The sequence below is a fragment of the Microbacterium hominis genome (assembly GCF_013282805.1).
GTDB classification, from domain to species: Bacteria; Actinomycetota; Actinomycetes; order Actinomycetales; family Microbacteriaceae; genus Microbacterium; species Microbacterium hominis_B.
This window is the reverse complement of the sequence record NZ_CP054038.1, coordinates 752,196-769,040: the sequence shown is the minus strand read 5'-3', so window position 1 is coordinate 769,040 and position 16,845 is coordinate 752,196. Positions and strand designations below refer to the sequence as shown.

General features: G+C 71.7%; 15 protein-coding genes and 3 pseudogenes. 6 read left to right on the top strand and 12 right to left on the bottom strand.

All coding sequences use genetic code 11. The features are described from left to right. Positions 1 to 62: 62 nt before the first annotated feature. Both HQM25_RS03285 and HQM25_RS03280 read left to right on the top strand, forming a co-directional pair. The gene (locus HQM25_RS03285; RefSeq protein WP_254359757.1) at positions 63 to 1,496 is read left to right on the top strand and encodes a TrkH family potassium uptake protein; all 1,434 of its coding nucleotides are present in this window, start codon (positions 63 to 65) and stop codon (positions 1,494 to 1,496) included. Further along, positions 1,489 to 2,160: a potassium channel family protein gene (locus tag HQM25_RS03280; protein ID WP_172988944.1), complete on the top strand. Its 672-nt coding sequence runs from the start codon at positions 1,489 to 1,491 to the stop codon at positions 2,158 to 2,160. The genes HQM25_RS03285 and HQM25_RS03280 overlap by 8 nt, the downstream gene beginning before the upstream one ends. Positions 2,161 to 2,201: 41 nt before the next feature. On the opposite strand, the gene HQM25_RS03275 is transcribed toward HQM25_RS03280, so the two are convergent. From HQM25_RS03275 to proC, 5 genes and pseudogenes are all read right to left on the bottom strand, one after another. Beyond that, positions 2,202 to 2,897, bottom strand: a complete 696-nt coding sequence (locus HQM25_RS03275; protein WP_172988943.1) for a potassium channel family protein — start codon at positions 2,895 to 2,897, stop codon at positions 2,202 to 2,204. Further along, positions 2,890 to 3,285, bottom strand: a complete 396-nt coding sequence (locus HQM25_RS18040) for a potassium transporter TrkG (RefSeq protein ID WP_367948296.1) — start codon at positions 3,283 to 3,285, stop codon at positions 2,890 to 2,892. The genes HQM25_RS03275 and HQM25_RS18040 overlap by 8 nt, the downstream gene beginning before the upstream one ends. Beyond that, positions 3,282 to 3,740, bottom strand: coding sequence for a potassium transporter TrkG (locus HQM25_RS18035; protein ID WP_367948304.1), 459 nt, complete (start codon positions 3,738 to 3,740; stop codon positions 3,282 to 3,284). The genes HQM25_RS18040 and HQM25_RS18035 overlap by 4 nt, the downstream gene beginning before the upstream one ends. Before the next feature lie 37 nt (positions 3,741 to 3,777). After that, positions 3,778 to 4,212, bottom strand: a pseudogene (locus tag HQM25_RS18030) (potassium transporter TrkG); the annotation flags it as partial. A 102-nt stretch (positions 4,213 to 4,314) separates the two neighbouring features. Beyond that, the gene (gene proC / locus HQM25_RS03265) at positions 4,315 to 5,103 is read right to left on the bottom strand and encodes a pyrroline-5-carboxylate reductase (protein ID WP_254359756.1); all 789 of its coding nucleotides are present in this window, start codon (positions 5,101 to 5,103) and stop codon (positions 4,315 to 4,317) included. Between the two features lie 192 nt (positions 5,104 to 5,295). Here proC and HQM25_RS03260 point away from each other — a divergent pair, with 192 nt between their 5' ends. The 3 genes from HQM25_RS03260 to HQM25_RS03250 are packed head-to-tail and all read left to right on the top strand — an operon-like array spanning position 5,296 to position 8,378. Beyond that, on the top strand, positions 5,296 to 6,408 hold the full coding sequence (locus HQM25_RS03260) for an alpha/beta fold hydrolase (RefSeq protein ID WP_172988941.1): 1,113 nt from the start codon (positions 5,296 to 5,298) through the stop codon (positions 6,406 to 6,408). Between the two features lie 58 nt (positions 6,409 to 6,466). Continuing rightward, positions 6,467 to 7,432: a cation diffusion facilitator family transporter gene (locus tag HQM25_RS03255; protein WP_172988940.1), complete on the top strand. Its 966-nt coding sequence runs from the start codon at positions 6,467 to 6,469 to the stop codon at positions 7,430 to 7,432. A 19-nt stretch (positions 7,433 to 7,451) separates the two neighbouring features. Further along, complete coding sequence (locus HQM25_RS03250; protein ID WP_172988939.1) at positions 7,452 to 8,378, top strand: LLM class F420-dependent oxidoreductase; 927 nt, start codon at positions 7,452 to 7,454, stop codon at positions 8,376 to 8,378. A 4-nt stretch (positions 8,379 to 8,382) separates the two neighbouring features. Here the strand turns inward: HQM25_RS03250 and HQM25_RS03245 are convergent, their stop codons facing one another. Both HQM25_RS03245 and tadA read right to left on the bottom strand, forming a co-directional pair. Beyond that, the gene (locus HQM25_RS03245; RefSeq protein ID WP_172988938.1) at positions 8,383 to 9,126 is read right to left on the bottom strand and encodes a DUF2306 domain-containing protein; all 744 of its coding nucleotides are present in this window, start codon (positions 9,124 to 9,126) and stop codon (positions 8,383 to 8,385) included. A 121-nt stretch (positions 9,127 to 9,247) separates the two neighbouring features. Further along, the gene (tadA, locus tag HQM25_RS03240; RefSeq protein WP_254359754.1) at positions 9,248 to 9,706 is read right to left on the bottom strand and encodes a tRNA adenosine(34) deaminase TadA; all 459 of its coding nucleotides are present in this window, start codon (positions 9,704 to 9,706) and stop codon (positions 9,248 to 9,250) included. 36 nt (positions 9,707 to 9,742) lie between these two features. On the opposite strand from tadA, the pseudogene upp reads away from it, so the two are divergent. After that, positions 9,743 to 10,374: pseudogene (upp, locus tag HQM25_RS03235) on the top strand (uracil phosphoribosyltransferase). A gap of 10 nt (positions 10,375 to 10,384) precedes the next feature. Here upp and HQM25_RS17750 read toward each other — a convergent pair. The 5 genes and pseudogenes from HQM25_RS17750 to HQM25_RS03215 all read right to left on the bottom strand — a co-directional run bounded on the left by HQM25_RS17750 (position 10,385) and on the right by HQM25_RS03215 (position 16,807). Beyond that, on the bottom strand, positions 10,385 to 10,903 hold the full coding sequence (locus HQM25_RS17750; protein WP_254359752.1) for a hypothetical protein: 519 nt from the start codon (positions 10,901 to 10,903) through the stop codon (positions 10,385 to 10,387). Continuing rightward, positions 10,901 to 11,688 (bottom strand): annotated as a pseudogene (locus HQM25_RS17745) (type III PLP-dependent enzyme); the annotation flags it as partial. The pseudogene HQM25_RS17745 and the gene HQM25_RS17750, both read right to left, overlap by 3 nt. Further along, positions 11,685 to 12,206 carry a hypothetical protein gene (locus HQM25_RS03225; protein WP_172988937.1) on the bottom strand — a complete coding sequence of 174 codons (522 nt, stop codon included), beginning with the start codon at positions 12,204 to 12,206 and terminating at the stop codon, positions 11,685 to 11,687. The pseudogene HQM25_RS17745 and the gene HQM25_RS03225, both read right to left, overlap by 4 nt. Positions 12,207 to 12,798: 592 nt before the next feature. Continuing rightward, positions 12,799 to 13,122, bottom strand: a complete 324-nt coding sequence (locus tag HQM25_RS03220) for a DUF3467 domain-containing protein (RefSeq protein ID WP_172988936.1) — start codon at positions 13,120 to 13,122, stop codon at positions 12,799 to 12,801. Between the two features lie 85 nt (positions 13,123 to 13,207). Continuing rightward, complete coding sequence (locus HQM25_RS03215; RefSeq protein ID WP_172988935.1) at positions 13,208 to 16,807, bottom strand: TM0106 family RecB-like putative nuclease; 3,600 nt, start codon at positions 16,805 to 16,807, stop codon at positions 13,208 to 13,210. Positions 16,808 to 16,845: the final 38 nt, after the last annotated feature.

Genomic DNA, 16,845 nt, shown 5'->3' with positions numbered 1-16,845 from the left:
TAGTGGGGCACCCGCCGGAGTACCATGACGGGAGTTTCAGGAGTGAAGGGGGACGCATGTCGATGAGCCCGGGCGGCTCGTTCGTGCGGCGCATCCCGCAACAGCTCGAGCGCATATGGGACACCGTGCGCGACCTCACCACGGCATCTCCCTCGCGCTTCGCGGTCGGCGTGTTCTCGCTCCTCATCCTCATCTTCACCGCGCTGCTGTCGCTGCCGGCGGCGGCGGCCGACGGGCGGCGCACGGCGCTCGCCGACGCGCTGTTCACCGCGATGTCGACGATCTGCGTCACCGGGCTCACGACCGTCGACACCGCGACGCACTGGTCGGCGTTCGGCAAGACGATCATCTTCATCGGCGTGAACATCGGCGGCATGGGCGTGCTGACGCTCGCCTCGATCCTGGGTCTGGTCATCTCCAAGCGGCTGGGCCTGCGTGCCAAGCTCATCGCCGCGGGGGACTCGAACCCGCTGCGCGCGCACGGCGGCCCCGTCAACGAGGGCCAGACCGTGCGCCTGGGCGAGGTCGGCCAGCTGCTGCGGACGGTCGCCCTGTCGACCCTCCTCATCGAGGGCGTCATCGCCGTCACGCTCTATCCCGCGCTCATCCTCGCCGGCATCGAGCCGCTCGCGGCGCTGTGGGAGGCCCCGTTCTACGCGGCGATGGCCTTCACCAACACGGGCTTCACGCCGAACCCGGGCGGCTTGGAGCCGTTCGCCGACGATTACGTGCTCCTGACGATCCTCATGATCGCGGTGTTCCTCGGCAGCATCGGCTTCCCGGTGATCTACACGCTGGCACGGACCACGTGGCACCTCAAAGGATGGTCGCTGCACACCAAGCTCACCCTCATCACGACGGTGCTGCTCTTCTTCGCCGGCGCCATCGCGTTCCTCGGACTCGAATACGACAACCCCGGCACGTTCGGCTCGATGGATGCCTGGGACACGACCTTCCAGGCCTTCTTCCTGTCCGCCATGACCCGATCGGGCGGTTTCTCCGTCGTCGACATCGGAGAGCTGTACGGCTCGTCGCTGGTGGTCGGATCGATGCTCATGTTCGTGGGCGGGGGCTCCGCGTCCACCGCCGGCGGCATCAAGGTGACCACGCTCGCCGTGCTCGCCCTCGCCGTCTGGTCGGAGGCGCGGGGCCGCGCCTCGGTGGAGGCTTTCGGCCGCCGCATCCCGAGCGACGTGCAGCGCGTCGCCCTCTCGGTCGTCGCGTGGGGTGCCACCATCGTCGCCCTCTCCACGATCACGATCGCCCAGATCACCAAAGCGCCCATCGCCGAGGTGCTCTTCGACGTCATCTCGGCGTTCGGCACGGTCGGGCTCTCGACGGGGCTCACCTCCGAGCTCCCCGACCCCGCCGTGTACGTGATGGCCCTGACGATCTTCATGGGCCGCATTGGTACAGTGACACTCGCCGCGGCGGTGGCCGCGACGTCCCGATCGCAGCTGTACTCGCTGCCCGTGGAAAGGCCCATCGTTGGTTGAGAGGATCCGCAGCGACGCCCCCGTCCTGGTCATCGGTCTCGGCCGGTTCGGAGCAGCCTGCGCCGGCGAGCTCGACCGCCTCGACCGCGAGGTGCTGGCCATCGACGAGAGCCTCGACCTCGTGCAGAAGTGGTCCGAGCGGGTCACCCACGCCGTGCAGGCCGACGCGCGCAACATCGACGCGCTCAAGCAGGTGGGGGCGCAGGACTTCCAGGTCGCCGTGGTCGCCGTGGGGTCCTCGATCGAGGCATCCGTGCTCATCACCGCCAATCTCGTCGACCTGAAGGTGCCGCAGATCTGGGCGAAGGCGGTCTCGCAGTCGCACGGCAAGATCCTCGCCCGCGTGGGCGCGAACCACGTCATCTACCCGGAGCGGGAGGCCGGCGAACGCGTGGCCCACCTCGTGAGCGGCCGCATGCTCGACTTCATCCGCTTCGACGACGACTTCGTGCTCGCCAAGATGTACCCGCCCAAGTTCATCCGTGGCGTGGGCCTGAACGAGTCGGGCGTGCGCACGAAGTACAACGTGACCGTGGTGGGCGTGAAGAGCCCGGGAAAGCCGTTCCGCTACGCGGAGGCGAACACCATCGTCACCAACCACGACCTCATCATCGTGTCGGGCACCAACTCCGACATCGAGCGCTTCGCCGCGCTGGATCGCTGACGCGCGCGTCCGCGGTCGACCGCGGACGCGCAAGTCCGCGGTCAGCGCAGCTGGGCGAATGCCTCCACGCGCTCGGTCGGACCGACGATCAGCACCTTGTCGCCGGTGTGCAGCACCGTCGCGTTGTCGGCGTTCTGCCACACCCCGTCGACCGGGTGGTACGCGGTGACCGTGATGCCGTGCTTCTGGCGGATCGAGGTCTCGCCGAGCGCCCGCTCCGTGAAGGTCGCCGGGATCACGATCTTCGCGAGCGAGTACCCGCGCTCGATCTCGAGGTAGTCCATGGCCGCTCCGCGCACCAGGTGGGCCACGCGGCGGCCCATCTCCCGCTCGGGGTAGATCACGTGATGCACGCCGAGCTGCTCGAGGATGCGCCCGTGCTGCTCGTTGACGGCTTTCGCCCAGATCACCGGGACCTTCAGCTGCAGCAGGAGGGATGCCGTGAGGATGGATGCCTGCAGGTCGTGCCCGATCGCCACCACGACGCGATCGAACTGGTCGACGGCGAGCTGGCGCAGCACCTCCTCCTTGGTCGCATCGGCGCGCACGGCCTGCGTGAGCACGCCGTTGAACGACTGCACGAGGTCTTCGTCGGTGTCGATGCCGAGCACCTCGGTGCCCGAGGCCATCAGCTCCTCGGCGAGCGCCGTGCCGAACCTGCCGAGCCCGATGACCGCCACCGAGTCGGCCTCGGCGATGCGTCGCGAGGTGTCGGAGAACAGCGAGAACTTAGCCAATGGCGGGCCTTTCCTTCGGGTACTCGTACAGGATGCGTCGTTCGCGCAGCGCGAGGGCGGAGCCCAGGGTGAGCGGGCCGATGCGGCCGAGGAACATGAGCACGATGAGCACGAGCTCCGCCGACGGCGGCAGGGAGGGCGTGATGCCGGTCGAGAGCCCGACCGTGCCGAAGGCGGACACCGCCTCGAACAGCACCCGGTCGAACGGGAGGCCGGTGATGACCATGAGCGCGATCACGGCCGCCATGACCGCGGCGATCGCGACGAGCACCACCGCGATCGCCTGCCGGTGCACCGCGCGGGAGAGGCGCTTGCCGAAGATGTTCACCGCGCCCTCGCCGCGCAGCTCTGTCAGCAGGATGAACCACAGCACCGCGAACGTGGTCACCTTGATGCCGCCGGCGGTGCCGGCCGGCCCCCGCCGATGAACATCAGCACGTCCATCCCGACCCACGTCTCATCGTGCATGAGCCCGACATCCACCGAGTTGAAGCCGGCGGTACGGGTCTGGACCGAGTGGAAGAACCCGATCAGCACACGCGCCCACAGGTCCTCGTACCCACCGAGCGTGTCGGGGTTGTTCCATTCGAGCGCGGTGATGAAGGCCGTGCCGAGCACGAGAAGGGTCACAGTGAGCGACAGCACGAGCTTGGTGTTCATGCTCCAGTGCAGCGGCCGCCGCCATTCGCGGCGCAGCTGGAGCAGCACGGGGAAGCCGAGTCCGCCGAGGATGATCGCCGCGCAGATGGGGAGGCAGATGAACGGATCGGTCGCGAACCCGATGAGGTTGTCGCTGTAGAGCGCGAAGCCCGCGTTGTTGAACGAGGAGACCGCGTGGAACAGCGCGTGCCAGGCCCCCCCCCCATCCGTAACCGTATCCGGCGACGAGCCGCGGCAGGAGGAGCAGGAAGACCGCCGCCTCGATGACCAGCGAGGCCAGCACGATGCCGCGCACGACGCGGCGCACGTCCGACCTGTCGATCGCCCGCGTCTCAGCCGCGGCGTTCAGGCGTGAGCGCACGCTCACGCGCCGCACCAGCACCACGCCGATGAGGGTGGCGAGGATCATGATGCCCAGGCCGCCGACCTGGATCAGCAGCATGATGACCACCAGGCCGAACCCGCTCCAGTGCGTCGCGGTGTCGAGCGTGGTGAGCCCGGTCACGCACACGGCCGACGTCGAGGTGAACAGCGCGTCGTCGAAGTCGGTCCATTCCCCCGTCGCCGACGACGCCGGCAGCGTCAGCAGCCCTGCCCCGGCGAGGATGACCGAGGCGAATCCGACGACGACCACCTGGGCCGGGTGGAGGCGCATGCCGCGGCGACGCCGCACCCTCGCCGCGTCACGTGTGAGCACGAACCGGATGCTACGCCTCGCGGGGCGGAGCGCAAGCGGCGCGCCGCGACCCACCCGCCCTCACGCGCCGGCGGCGAGCTCCCGTGCGCGGGCGAGCGCGGCATCCGTCGCCCTCGCGAACAGGTCGTCGAGGCGCGCCTCCTGCAGCACGGCGATCGCGCGCTCGGTCGTGCCCTTGGGGCTGGTGACCCGCCGCCGCAGCTCCGCGGGATCCTCTCCCGACGCGGCCAGCAGGGCCGAGGCCCCGATGAAGGTCTGCTCCGCCATGAGGCGCGCATCGGCCTCCGTGAAGCCCTTGCCGATCGCGGCACGCGTGAGCTCCTCGATGAGGAGGTAGACGTACGCCGGGCCCGATCCGGAGATCGTCGAGAGTGCATCGATCTGCGCCTCGGGCAGCTCGATCACGGCGCCGCAGGTCTCGAACAGACGCCGCACGGTCTCCACGTGCGTGGCGGTGGCGGTGGAGCCTGCGGCGATGCCGGTGACGGCTCGGCCGACGATCGCGGGCGTGTTCGGCATCGACCGGACCACCGGGCAGGCCGAGCCGAGGATGCGCTCGAAGGTCGCGATCGTCACTCCGGCGGCGAGGCTGACCACGATCGTTCCTGGGCGAAGCGCCGGCGCGATGTCGGCGAGCAGGTCGGGCACCATCGCCGGCTTCACCCCGATGAGCACCACGTCGGCGGCGGCGGCGGCGCGTGCGTTCCCGTCGGGGTCGTGCTCCAGGGCGATGCTCTCGACGCCGGCGAGACCGGACAGCGCCTCGGCCTTCTGCGCCGTGCGGTTGGTGACGATCACGCGCGGCGCGGCCCCGCTGGCGACCAGGCCCTGCAGGATCGCACCGCCCATCGAGCCGGCTCCGATGATGGCGATGGGGGGCAGCGCGTCAATGGTCACCTCGCCATCCTAGGCGCGGCATCGCCGTTGCAGTGGGGGGTCGACCACGAACATGAAAGGTGATTCACGAGGCTTCGAGGGCGGGGCTATAGTCGAGGATGCGGGGGCGCCGAGGCACCCGCGGCGAAGTGAAGGATCCGGCCCATGAACCTCCTCGACGGAATCACCCAGCGCATCATCGAGACCCCGCGCCTGAACGTCGGGATCCTCGAGCGCGAGGGCGACGACCCGGCAGCGCCGCCCGTGCGCACGATCGTCTTCGTGCACGGCAACGTGTCCTCGTCGCTGTTCTGGCAGGAGCTGATGCAGGATCTGCCCGCCGACCTCCGCGTGATCGCGGTGGACCTGCGCGGCTTCGGAGCCAGCGAGAATCTGCCGGTCGACGCCACGCGCGGCGTGCGCGACTTCAGCGACGACGTCTTCGCGACGCTCGAGGAGCTCGAGATCCCCACCGCGCACCTGGTCGGCTGGTCGATGGGCGGCGCCGTCGTCATGCAATACGCGCTCGACCACCCGGTGCTCAGCCTCACGCTCGAATCGCCCGTCTCTCCGTACGGCTTCGGCGGCACGCGGCGCGACGGCTCTCGGCTCACCGACGACGACGCCGGCTGCGGCGGCGGCTCCGCCAATCCCGACTTCGTGGCGCGGCTCACGGCGGGCGACACCACCGATGAGGCGGCGACCTCGCCTCGCTCGGTCTTTCGCGCCACCTACGTCGCCTCGGACTACAAGACCGACATCGAGGACGTGTGGGTGGCATCCATGCTCACCACCTCGACCGCCAGCGGCAACTACCCGGGCGACTCGCGCCCCTCGGAGAACTGGCCCGGCTTCGCCGCCGGAGACATCGGCGTCGTGAACACGCTGGCGCCGAAGCACTTCAACGTGTCGGCGATCACCGAGCTCGAGGTCAAGCCGCCGATTCTGTGGGTGCGCGGCACGGCGGACGCGATCATCTCGGACGCGTCGTTCTTCGACGTCAACAACCTCGGTCAGCTCGGCATCGTGCCCGACTGGCCCGGCGCCGAGGTCGCCCCGGCGCAGGAGATGATCGGGCAGACCCGCGACGTGCTCGGGCGCTACGCCGCCGACGGCGGCGAGGTCGCCGAACTGGCGCTGGAGGGCGTCGGCCACACCCCGCACATCGAGCGCCCTGCGGAGGTGCGTCACGCGCTGCTGGAGGTCATCGGGTACATCGGCCACGCGCAGCATCCCTCGCCTCCGACCGAGGCGATCATCCTTCGCTCCGCCGACTGAGCGGCGCGCGGGGGCGCCAGGCCGAGCGGCGCGCCCCGGCGACTCTAGACTCGTCGCCATGAGTGCATCCGGCGGCGGCAAGGCCATCCTCGCGGCGTTCCTGGCGAACATGGGCATCGCCCTGGCGAAGTTCGTCGCGTGGTTCCTCTCGGGGTCGGCCTCGATGCTCGCCGAGGCCATCCACTCGGTCGCCGACTCCGGCAACCAGCTGCTCCTGATGCTCGGCGGGCGCCAGGCACGCAAACGCGCCGATGCCGATCATCCCTTCGGGTACGGCCGCGAGCGCTACGTGTACGCGTTCGTCGTCTCGATCATCCTGTTCTCGGTGGGCGGCCTGTTCTCGATCTACGAGGGCGTGGAGAAGATCGCCGACCCGCATGAGCTCGAGAACGTGTGGATCCCGATCGCGGTGCTCGTGATCGCGATCGGGCTGGAGTCCTTCTCACTGCGCACCGCTGTGCGCGAGAGCAACCACGTGCGGGAGAAGGGCCAGTCGTGGGTCGCGTTCGTGCGCCGCGCGAAGGCTCCGGAACTGCCCGTCGTGCTCCTCGAAGACGTGGCTGCGCTCACGGGACTCGCGTTCGCGCTGCTGGGCGTCGGGCTCACCGCGATCACCGGCAACTCGATCTTCGACGCGATCGGCACGCTCATGATCGGCACGCTGCTGATCGTCGTCGCGATCGTGCTCGGCGTGGAGACCAAGAGCCTCCTCGTCGGCGAGGGCGCGACCGACGCCGACCACGCGCGGATCGTCGACGCCGTCGAAGACGGCCCCGAGGTGGAGAAGCTCATCCACATCAAGACGCTCTACCTCGGCCCCGACGAGCTCCTCGTGGCCGCGAAGATCGGCCTCCCCTCCGACAAGCCGCTGGGCGCGGTCGCCGGCGACATCGATCAGATCGAGGCGCGCATCCGCGCGGCGGTGCCGGCCGCGCGCGTCATCTACCTCGAGCCCGACGTGTATCGCCCCGGCACTGATCCGTCGCCGTCCACCGAAGCGTTCGTGATCAAGTCCGCCGACTAAGCGGGAGCGGGATCACGCCATGGAGTACTGCGTCTTCACCGAGCCCCACCTGGGTGCGACCTACGCCGATCAGCTCGCCTTCGCGCAGATCGCCGAGCGCACCGGGTTCACCGGCTACTTCCGCTCCGACCACTACCTCAGCGGCATGGGCGACGGCCTGCCCGGGCCGACCGACGCATGGGTGACGCTGGCCGGCCTCGCCCGCGAGACCTCGACCCTGCGCCTGGGCACGCTCGTGTCGCCGGTGACCTTCCGGCATCCGTCCGTGCTCGCCATCCAGGTCGCGCAGGTCGACGAGATGTCGAGCGGACGCGTCGAGCTGGGCCTGGGCGCAGGCTGGTTCGCGCGCGAGCACACCGCGTACGGCATCCCGTTCCCGCCGAAGCGATTCGACCTCCTCGAGGAGCAGCTGCAGGTCGTGACGGGGCTGTGGTCGACGCCTATCGGCGAGACGTTCTCCTTCGACGGCGACTACTACCGACTGGATGCCGCACCCGCCCTCCCCAAGCCGGTGCAGTCGCCCGTGCCCGTGGTGATCGGGGGCGGCGGACCGCGCCGCACCCCTGATCTGGTCGCGCGCTTCGCGCGGGAGTACAACGTCGGCTTCCCCGAGGACCACGAGATCCGCGCCCGCATCGACAATCTGCACGCCGCCTGCGAGCGGGTCGGACGCGACCCGGCGACCGTGCGCCTCTCGATCGCGATGTCGACCTTCGCGGGTGCCACCGACGCCGACCTCGCACGGCGGGCGGCCGCGATCGGCAAGACGCTCGACGACGTGCGCGACGGCACGAACATCGTGGGCGGCGCCGATGAGATCGGCGAGCGGGTGGAGAAGTACCGGTCGTTCGGCATCGAGCGCGTCTACTTCCAGGTGCTCGATCTGCAGGATGCCGAGCACGTCGACTTCCTCGGCACCGAGGTGCTCCCCCACCTGCCCCGCTGATCGGTCACGCCGCCGACGCCCGATCCGCGGCGATCGCCGGCACGCGCTCCTCGATCGGCGCAGGCGCCGGCGTCAGCCGGTACGACGGGAGTCCGCGGCGCCGGATGAGCCATTCCGCCACGATCAGATTCGGCACCCAGCACAGGAAGGGAACGGCCGCGTAGGCGTTCGCGAAGGCCGCATCCGCCCCGCCGGGCACGCCGAGGGAGAGCGACAGCACGAGCAGGAGCGGGAGCCACAGCCGCAGCGTCACCGCCGAGAACGTCAGCGCGTAGTTGCGGATCATCCACGCCTGATGGGCGGGCACGTCGCCGCGGCGTATGGCGCGGTATCCCCGCATCCCCGTGACCAGCCACAGCACCCCCAGCGCACCGAACCCGAAGAGCCCGACCCAGCCCGCGAGGTTGAACGGTGCGATGACGAGCGCACCTGCTCCGCCGAGAGCCACGGCCGAAAGGTAGATGCGCCCCGTCCACCGGTGGAATCGCGGGAAGCGGCGGCGCAGCCCCCGCCAGAACTGCAGGGGACCGACCGCGAGCGCCGTGGCCCCTCCGACGATGTGGACGTAGAGGGCGACCTGCACGACGCCGGGTGCCGTCGCGTACGACCGCGCGATGCCCGCACCATCGTCGGCGAGGTCCGCGAGAGACGCCGTGAGGTAGGGAGCGGCGGCGAAGCCGGCGATCGCGAGCGCGGCGAGCGCGATGGACGTCCAGCCGATGCGAGGGGCGAGGGATGCCTGGGTCATGGGGGTCAGCGTACGAAGGGCCGCGCGCCGCGGGAACCGGGCGATCCCCCGACTTCCGGGGCGGGAAACCCCCCAGTCAGTGCTGCGCCATCGCGCGTCCGTGGCGCGATCACCGTGGGGATCAGCGTCGAGCGTCGAAGAAGTCGCGCAGCAGAGTGGATGCTTCGCCTTCGCCGACTCCGGCGACCACCTCCGCACGATAGGGCAGGCGGCGATCGCGCAGCACGTCGTAGACGGAGCCCACGGCCCCTGCCTTGTCGTCCCAGGCGCCGAACACGACGCGGGAGATGCGGGATTGAAGGATGGCGCCCGCGCACATGAGGCACGGCTCGAGGGTGACGACGAGGGTGCATCCCTCGAGGTTCCACGCGTCGAAGGCGACCGCGGCCTGGCGGAGAGCGACGATCTCGGCGTGCGCGGTGGGATCGTGGGTGGTCTCGCGGAGATTGCGCCCCTCGCCGATGACGGCGCCCGTGGCATCCCTCACCACCGCGCCCACGGGCACCTCGCCCGCCGCCCCGGCCTCGGCGGCCAGTTCGAGCGCGCGCTCCATGGCGGCGAGGTCGGCCGCGTCGTGCATCACACCACGAGGGTACGCGGCGATAACCTGTTGCGTATGCGCCTCCACGTCGCCGACCACCCGCTGATCACCCACAAGCTGACGGTGCTGCGCGACGAGCGCACCCCCTCGCCGGTGTTCCGGCAGCTCACCGAGGAACTCGTCACGCTGCTCGCCTACGAGGCCACGCGCAACGTGCGCGTGGACCCCATCCAGATCCAGACACCGGTGACGACGACGACCGGGGTGAAGATCAGCGAGCCCCGCCCGCTCGTCGTGCCGATCCTGCGCGCCGGGCTCGGCATGCTCGAGGGCATGGTCAAGCTCATCCCCACCGCGGAGGTCGGCTTCCTCGGCATGGTGCGCAACGAAGAGACCCTCGAGCCCTCGACGTACGCCGAACGCCTGCCCGATGATCTCAGCGACCGCCAGTGCTTCGTGCTCGACCCGATGCTCGCCACCGGCGGGTCGCTGGGCGCGGCGATCGAGTTCCTCTTCTCGCGCGGCGCGCAGGACGTCACCGCGATCTGCCTGCTCGGCGCCCCGAGGGCGTGGCGGCGATCGAGAAGCAGGTGGGCGACCGTGACGTCACCCTCGTGCTCGGCGCGCAGGACGAGCGCCTGAACGAGAAGGGCTACATCGTGCCGGGGCTCGGCGACGCCGGCGACCGGCTGTACGGCACCGTCTGAATCGCGACCGTCATGCGGCGGCGGGCTCCGTCTCTGCGGGCTCGGCCACTGCGGGCTCGGCCGCTGCGGGCTCGGCTTCTGCGGGCTTCGCGATGGCCACGGATGCGGATCCCGCGGCGACCGCGACGACGGACGCCAGCGGAAGGCCGTTGAAGCCGGTCGCGGTCACCGCCGTGTACGCGCCCATCGCGGGGCTCGCGAGGAGGTCCCCGACCGCCAGCTCGGGCAGCAGCACGCCGCGGGCGATGACGTCGCCCGAATCGCACGTCGGTCCGCCGAGGGTCACGGGACGCCGTTCGCGGCGGGATGCCGGCTCCGCCAGCCCGGAGACGGCGAACACGAGGGGATGCACGTCCTCGGCGACCACGTTCGAGTACGACCCGTACACGCCGTCGTCGAGGTAGTACCAGCGGCCGTCGCCGCGGTCAGCCACCCCGACCACGCTGGTCACGAGTGTCATCGCCTCGGCGACCAGGATGCGACCGGGTTCGGCGATGATCTCGCGGCGACCGGCCTGCGCCGACAGCACGGGGCGCAGCCGCGCGGCGATCTGCTCGATCGAGGCCACGTCGTCGTCGTAGGCCACCGGGAAGCCGCCGCCGATGTCGAGCACGTCGAGCCGCACGTCGTGCCGATGCTCGAGGTCGTCCATGAGAGCGAGGGTCTGCGCCGTGGCATCCGCGAACCGATCGGGGTCGTCGAGCTGGCTGCCCACGTGGAAGCTGAAGCCCGCGACCCGCACGCCCCGCTCCCTCGCGCACAGCACGAGGCGCTCCGCGTCGACGGGACCGACGCCGAACTTGCTCGACAGATCGCTCTTGGCGTGCGGGCTGCGGTACGCGAGCCGCACGAGGAGCCGCACGTCGGCGGGGTGCCCGCGAACTTGTCGATCTCGATCTCGTTGTCGACGACGAAGGTGCGCACGCCCGCGGCGAGTGCGGCGGAGATCTCCGCCGGCTTCTTGATCGGGTGGGTGTGGATGATGCGGTCGGCCTCGACGCCGTGGGCGCGCACCTGGTCGAGCTCCGCCGAGGTCGCCACGTCGAAGGCGCAGCCGGCCGCGGCGAGCGAGCCGATCACGGTGTCGTGGGAGAGCGCCTTCACGGCGTAGTGGAAGGCCACATCGGGCAGCGCGGCACGCAGGCGCGCGTACTGGGCGACGACCCGGTCGGGCTGGAGCAGCAGGAGCGGAGTGCCGTGCAGGGCGAGCGCGGTGCGCGCGTCGTCGTGCGCGAGAAGGCGCGCGGTCTCGGCGCGGCGACGCTGCGCGAGCGGGCGGCGCCCGTCGGCTCCGCCCCGGCGCGGCGCGCTCATGCGGCCGCTCCCGTCTCGCGACGCCGACGGAGTCCGACGCGGTCGGTGAGCGAGAACGAGCCGGCGGCGACGAGGTAGAAGACGAGGTCGGCGGCGAACTTGCCGGCGAGCACTCCCAGCAGCGGATCGGGCAGGAGCCACACGCCCGCGATCAGTGCCGCCGGACGCACGAGCACCGAATCGACGATCTCGGCGGGGCCGAACTCGGCGACCAGGAGCACGCCGGTGCGACCGAGCGTGCGGGGCCCGCCGCCGAACTCGCGGCGCTGCTCGACGTACACGGTCACGGCGAGCACGCCGTAGAACCCGATTGTCTCGCCGATGTAGGCCGCGGCCGCCAGCAGCGCGACGTTGTCGGTCCACAGCGCGACGAGCGCGGTGGCGGCGAGCATCGCGATCGTGCAGACGATCTCGGCCGGCAGATACCGGCGGATCCAGAACAGCAGTCCGCGCGTTCTCGGCGCGGGCGCGGCGACGTGCACCGCGGGGGTGATGACCATGACGGTCTGCGCACTCATCCCGGCTCCTTTCCGCAGTGGAGGAGCCCGACGCGGGCGCGGTGATACGCCGGCCCGGCGGATGGGCGGGCGGAGCATCCACTCGGCCGGTCGCGACGGCAGACCGGCCGCCGAACGCCGGAGTTCCCGCGCGTTCTCGGATGCGGAACCGCTTCCCGCCCCGGAAAGAGCGCGAACCTCCGGTTTCCGGACTCGCCGAAGCGGGTGGGCGCACACGGGCCGGCGGCGCGGGGCGCAATGGACCGCGGCGGGGCGGCGCGGGGCGCGGCGGCGCAGCGGGGCGGGGCGCGGGGCGGCGCGGCGCGGCGGGGCGCGGCGCAGCGGGGCGGGCGCGGCGCAGCGGGGCGGGGCGCGGCGCAGCGGGGCGGGGCGCGGCGCAGCGGGGCGGGGCGCGGGCGCAGTGGCGCGGCGCAGCGGGCGGGGCGCGGGGCGCAGTGGCGCGGGGCGGCGCGGGGCGCGAGAGCGCGGGGACAGAATGGTGCGGCGCCCGCCCCTCGCCGAACGGACGCCGCACCCGCGTCGGTGGACGCCCTGTCAGGTTAGGCGCGCGCGGCTGCGGCCCCCATGGGGTTGACAGGCCAGGGCGACGCGACTACTCGTCGCCGAGCATCGGGCCGGGCGGCTTGCGGCGGCCGGTCTCCTGCTCCCAGAACTCGAGCTGCTGCGTGAGCGCCTTGGCGAGTTCGAACACCTGCTCGGGAGGGATGCGGATGCGGCTGACCACGCGGGCGGGAACGAGCGTGCGCCGCTCGCCCGTCTCGGGGTCGACGTGGTCGGTGGGGGGCTTCGCGAGCGTGAGGAAGTCCATCACGAACACGGTGGGCGTGTGCCACACGTTGGCGAAGTCGGCGTAGGCGCCGCCGATCAGCTCCGGCGGCAGGTCGATCTCGAACTGCCGGGGCGCGTCCTCGGTCATGGCGTCCTCCTCGCTGTCGGGCGTCGAGCGCGAGTCTACGCACTCCGGCGCCGCGCGCTCCGGCGCCGCGCGCTCCCGCCCCCGCTCAGGAGCGCCCGACGAGCCGGGCGAATGCGCTGAGCCGGCCGACGCCTTCGGGTGTGTAGGGCAGGTCGTCGAGGAGCCCGGGCGAATACACGACGTACGCCGTGTGCTTCGCACGCGACACCGCGACGTTGAGGCGGTTGCGCAGGAGCAGGAACTCGAGGCCGCGCGGCGCGTCACGTCCCGACGAGGCCGCCAGCGAGACGATCGCGACCGCCGCCTCCTGCCCCTGGAACTTGTCGACGGTGCCGACGCGGATCGCCCCGTGGCCGGCGTCGTCGAGCGCGCGCTCGACGTCGACCTGCTGGGCGTTGTAGGGCGTGACCACGATGAGGTCGCGTTCCTCGAGCGGGCGCGGGGGCGCAGGGATGCCGGCGTCGACGTCGTCGGTGGTCGCGTCGGTCCACGCGCGGCCGAGGAGGTCGTCGACGATCCGCACGACCGCGGCGGCCTCCTCTGCGGAGCACGTCGCATTGCCGCGGTGGCGCACGGGCACGGGGTGCACCCCGGGGGCGACGCCCTCGATGCTCCGCAGCGCGGTGGACGGGTGCGCCGCCAGCTCGCCGCGATAGGAGAGCGTCGAGACGACAGCGGCGACGTCCGGGTGCATGCGCCGCGTGCGGGCGAGGAAGTACCCGCGCTCGCGCGGGATCACATCGGCGTCGTGCATCACCCAGCCGAGCGCCGAGGTGTCGACAGGCTCCGGGTGCGTGCCCTGGCTCACCTGGGGAAGCTGCTGCGGGTCGCCCAGCAGCAGCAGACGCGGGGCGGCCAGGGACACGGCGATGGTCGAGGCGAGCGAGAACTGCCCCGCCTCGTCGATCACGAGCAGGTCGAGGCTGCCGCGCGGCACGCGCGCTTCGTGGCTGAAGTCCCACGCCGTGCCGCCGATGACATACCCCTCGGGGTGCTCGGCGGCGAAGGCCGCGACGCCGTTCTTCGGGATCGCGGTGAAGGTCACGGCGCCGGGCGACGTGCCCGCCTTGAGCGCCTTCGCCACGCGCTGAGGCTCCACCCCGGCGTCGACGACACGGTCGAGCATCTGCTCCACGACAGCGTGCGACTGCGCCACGACTCCGACCCTGAACCCGTGCTCGGAGACCAGTCGGGCGATCACGTGCGAGCCGACGTACGTCTTGCCGGTTCCGGGAGGCCCCTGCACCGCGAGATAGCTCCGTTCGAGATCGCGCACGGCGCGGACGATGGTGTCGACGTCATCGCCGGTCGGCTCCGGCAGCGCGCCGCCGCCGACCATGCGCGGCGGCCGGCGCAGCAGGACGTCGGATGCCGGATCCGCCGGCAGATCGGGGGCCGCGGCGATCACACGGTCGGCCCACGCGTCGATCGCCGACTGCTGATTGCCGGCGCGCGGCGGAGCGGCCGGAGTGAGCGCGAGGGGCAGCTCCGCCCACGTGAAGCCGTCGACCGCCGTCTCCTCGATCACCGCCCCGTCGTCGAGCACCTCGACGACGGTCACCGAGCGGTACGCATGGATCCACCGCGGGTCAGCGTCGTACGGGAAGGGCGCGGGCAGCTCGTACAGGGCGAACGGGTTCGCCCCCTCGCTGAGCCGGGTGCCGGGGGCGAGCTCTCCGCGGATCTCGACGACGCGCCGCAGGCCGCCGCGTCCGGACTCGGGATGCTGCCAATCGGTCACGACGCGCGAGCGCACGGGGTCGACGGCGACGACATCGCGCGTCTCCTCCCACAGCGAGAGCGGCTCGCGCACGCGCAGGAAGTGGGTCGCCCAGAACGACTTCGCCTCGCGCGGGTAGTAGTCGATCGCCGCCGCGGCCAGGCGCATCGCCTGAGCCTCGGCCGAATCCGGGTCGAGGCGCTCGGCGCTGCGCTGCAGCGCGGTCGCGCGCGGCGAGGGCTCGTACGCCGACTCCTCCGGGGTCGGGTTCGGCACCGGGCGCAGGCCCGCCTCGCGCGCACGGTCGACCAGCCAGTCCCGCAGGCGCAGCGTGGAAACGCAGTCGTACCGGTTGTAGTCGGCGAGGTCGTCGAGGATCGCCTGGCCGGCCGCCGACTCGCCGTCGTCGACGAGGGCGCGCGCCTCGACGTAGCGCACGATCGAGTCGTCGCCCTTCTGCACGTCGCTGGTGCGCACCTCGTCGCCCATGTACAGCGGCTCGAGCTTCTTGATCGAGTACGAGCGAGAGCCGACCCGCACCGCACGCCGCACGATCGGATACAGGTCGACGAACACGCCGTCGGCGAGCAGCCGGTCGACCTCGGCCTCCCCCACACCGTGGCGCGCCGCCATCGCCAGCAGGTGCGTGGGCTCATAGGGCGCGTAGTGGTAGATGTGCATCCCGGGGTGCTGGGCGCGCCGCAGCGCCACCACCTCGAGGAACCGCTCCAGCGCCGCCTTCTCGTCGGCGAAGGTGTGGGCCCACAGCGCCGAGTACTGCTCGCGATCGTCGACCCAGCCGAAGAGGTAGTCGATGCCCCACTCGGTGCGGTCGCCGCTCACCCGCTCGGAGTGGAGGGGGTCGCCCTCGAAGTCGAAGAACATGTCGCCGTGATCGGGCCGCGGAAGCGCGCCGAGCGCCTTCGGCGCGACGACCCGATAGATCGGCACCGGGGGCGCGGGAGCGGGCGCCACCGCGACCGCCGCGCCCGCCGCAGAATCGACCGCGACCCCGCCGACCGCGACAGGCTCCGGCGCCGGCGCCGGGAACAGCGCGGGCGTGCCCGCCGGGCTCTCCAGCTGCAGCCGCGCCTGCACCCGCAGCAGCGAGAACGTGTCGGGGTTCATGCCGGCCGGCCCCGCCGCCGTCGACGAGAGCTGCTCGATCGTGCGGATGCCGGCATCGCGCAGCCTCTGGCGCTGGCTCGGGCGCATTCCGGCCACCAGCAGCAGATCGCGGGATGCCACGACCTCGGCGTCGCACGTGGCGCAGCGACCGCACGCGAACACGTCGAGGTCGCCGCGGGCATCGCCCCACGCGATCGCGTCGCCTGCGGCCCCGAGTTCGAGGCGGCGATCGGCGATCAGCGCGCCGAGGCGCTCGCGGCGCAGCCGGAACACGGGCATGATGTCGGCCACCTCGTGGCTGCTGACGGAGCCGTCGCCCAGGAGCAGCTCCACCCGGTCGGACCGGCCGACCCCGAGCCGGTCGAGCTGATCGACGTACGCCGCCAGCTGCATCAGCGCGGTCACCCGGGCGCGCCGGGCGAGCTTGGTGTCCTGCACGAGCCAGCGCCCGGCGTCGTCGCGCACGAGGAAGTCCGCGAAGCCCACGAACTCGCGCGTCGAGAACGCCGCCTGATAGACGACCTGCGCGTCGGAGGCGAGCGCGCGGTTCGTGAGCTCGACCGCCGACGCCAGCGCCCGCGCATCGGACGACCGCGTCTCCGGGATCTCCACAACACGGTCGCCGAACTCGGCGACGTACTCCGCGAGCACCCGCAGCTCGTGCGCGGTGCCCAGGCGCCCGGCACGCTCGAGCGTGAGGTCTTCGGGGTCGTCGACGGCGTCGACCCGGCCCAGTCGGGCATCGATCGCGCGCAGCCAGGCGAACTCGCATTCCGCCGCGGCCTTCAGGTCGCTGGCGCTCCAGACGATCCGGCCATCCTCGGGTACGTACCGCATGCCTCCCCTTCTCCTCCCGACGATAGCCCGCGCCCCCG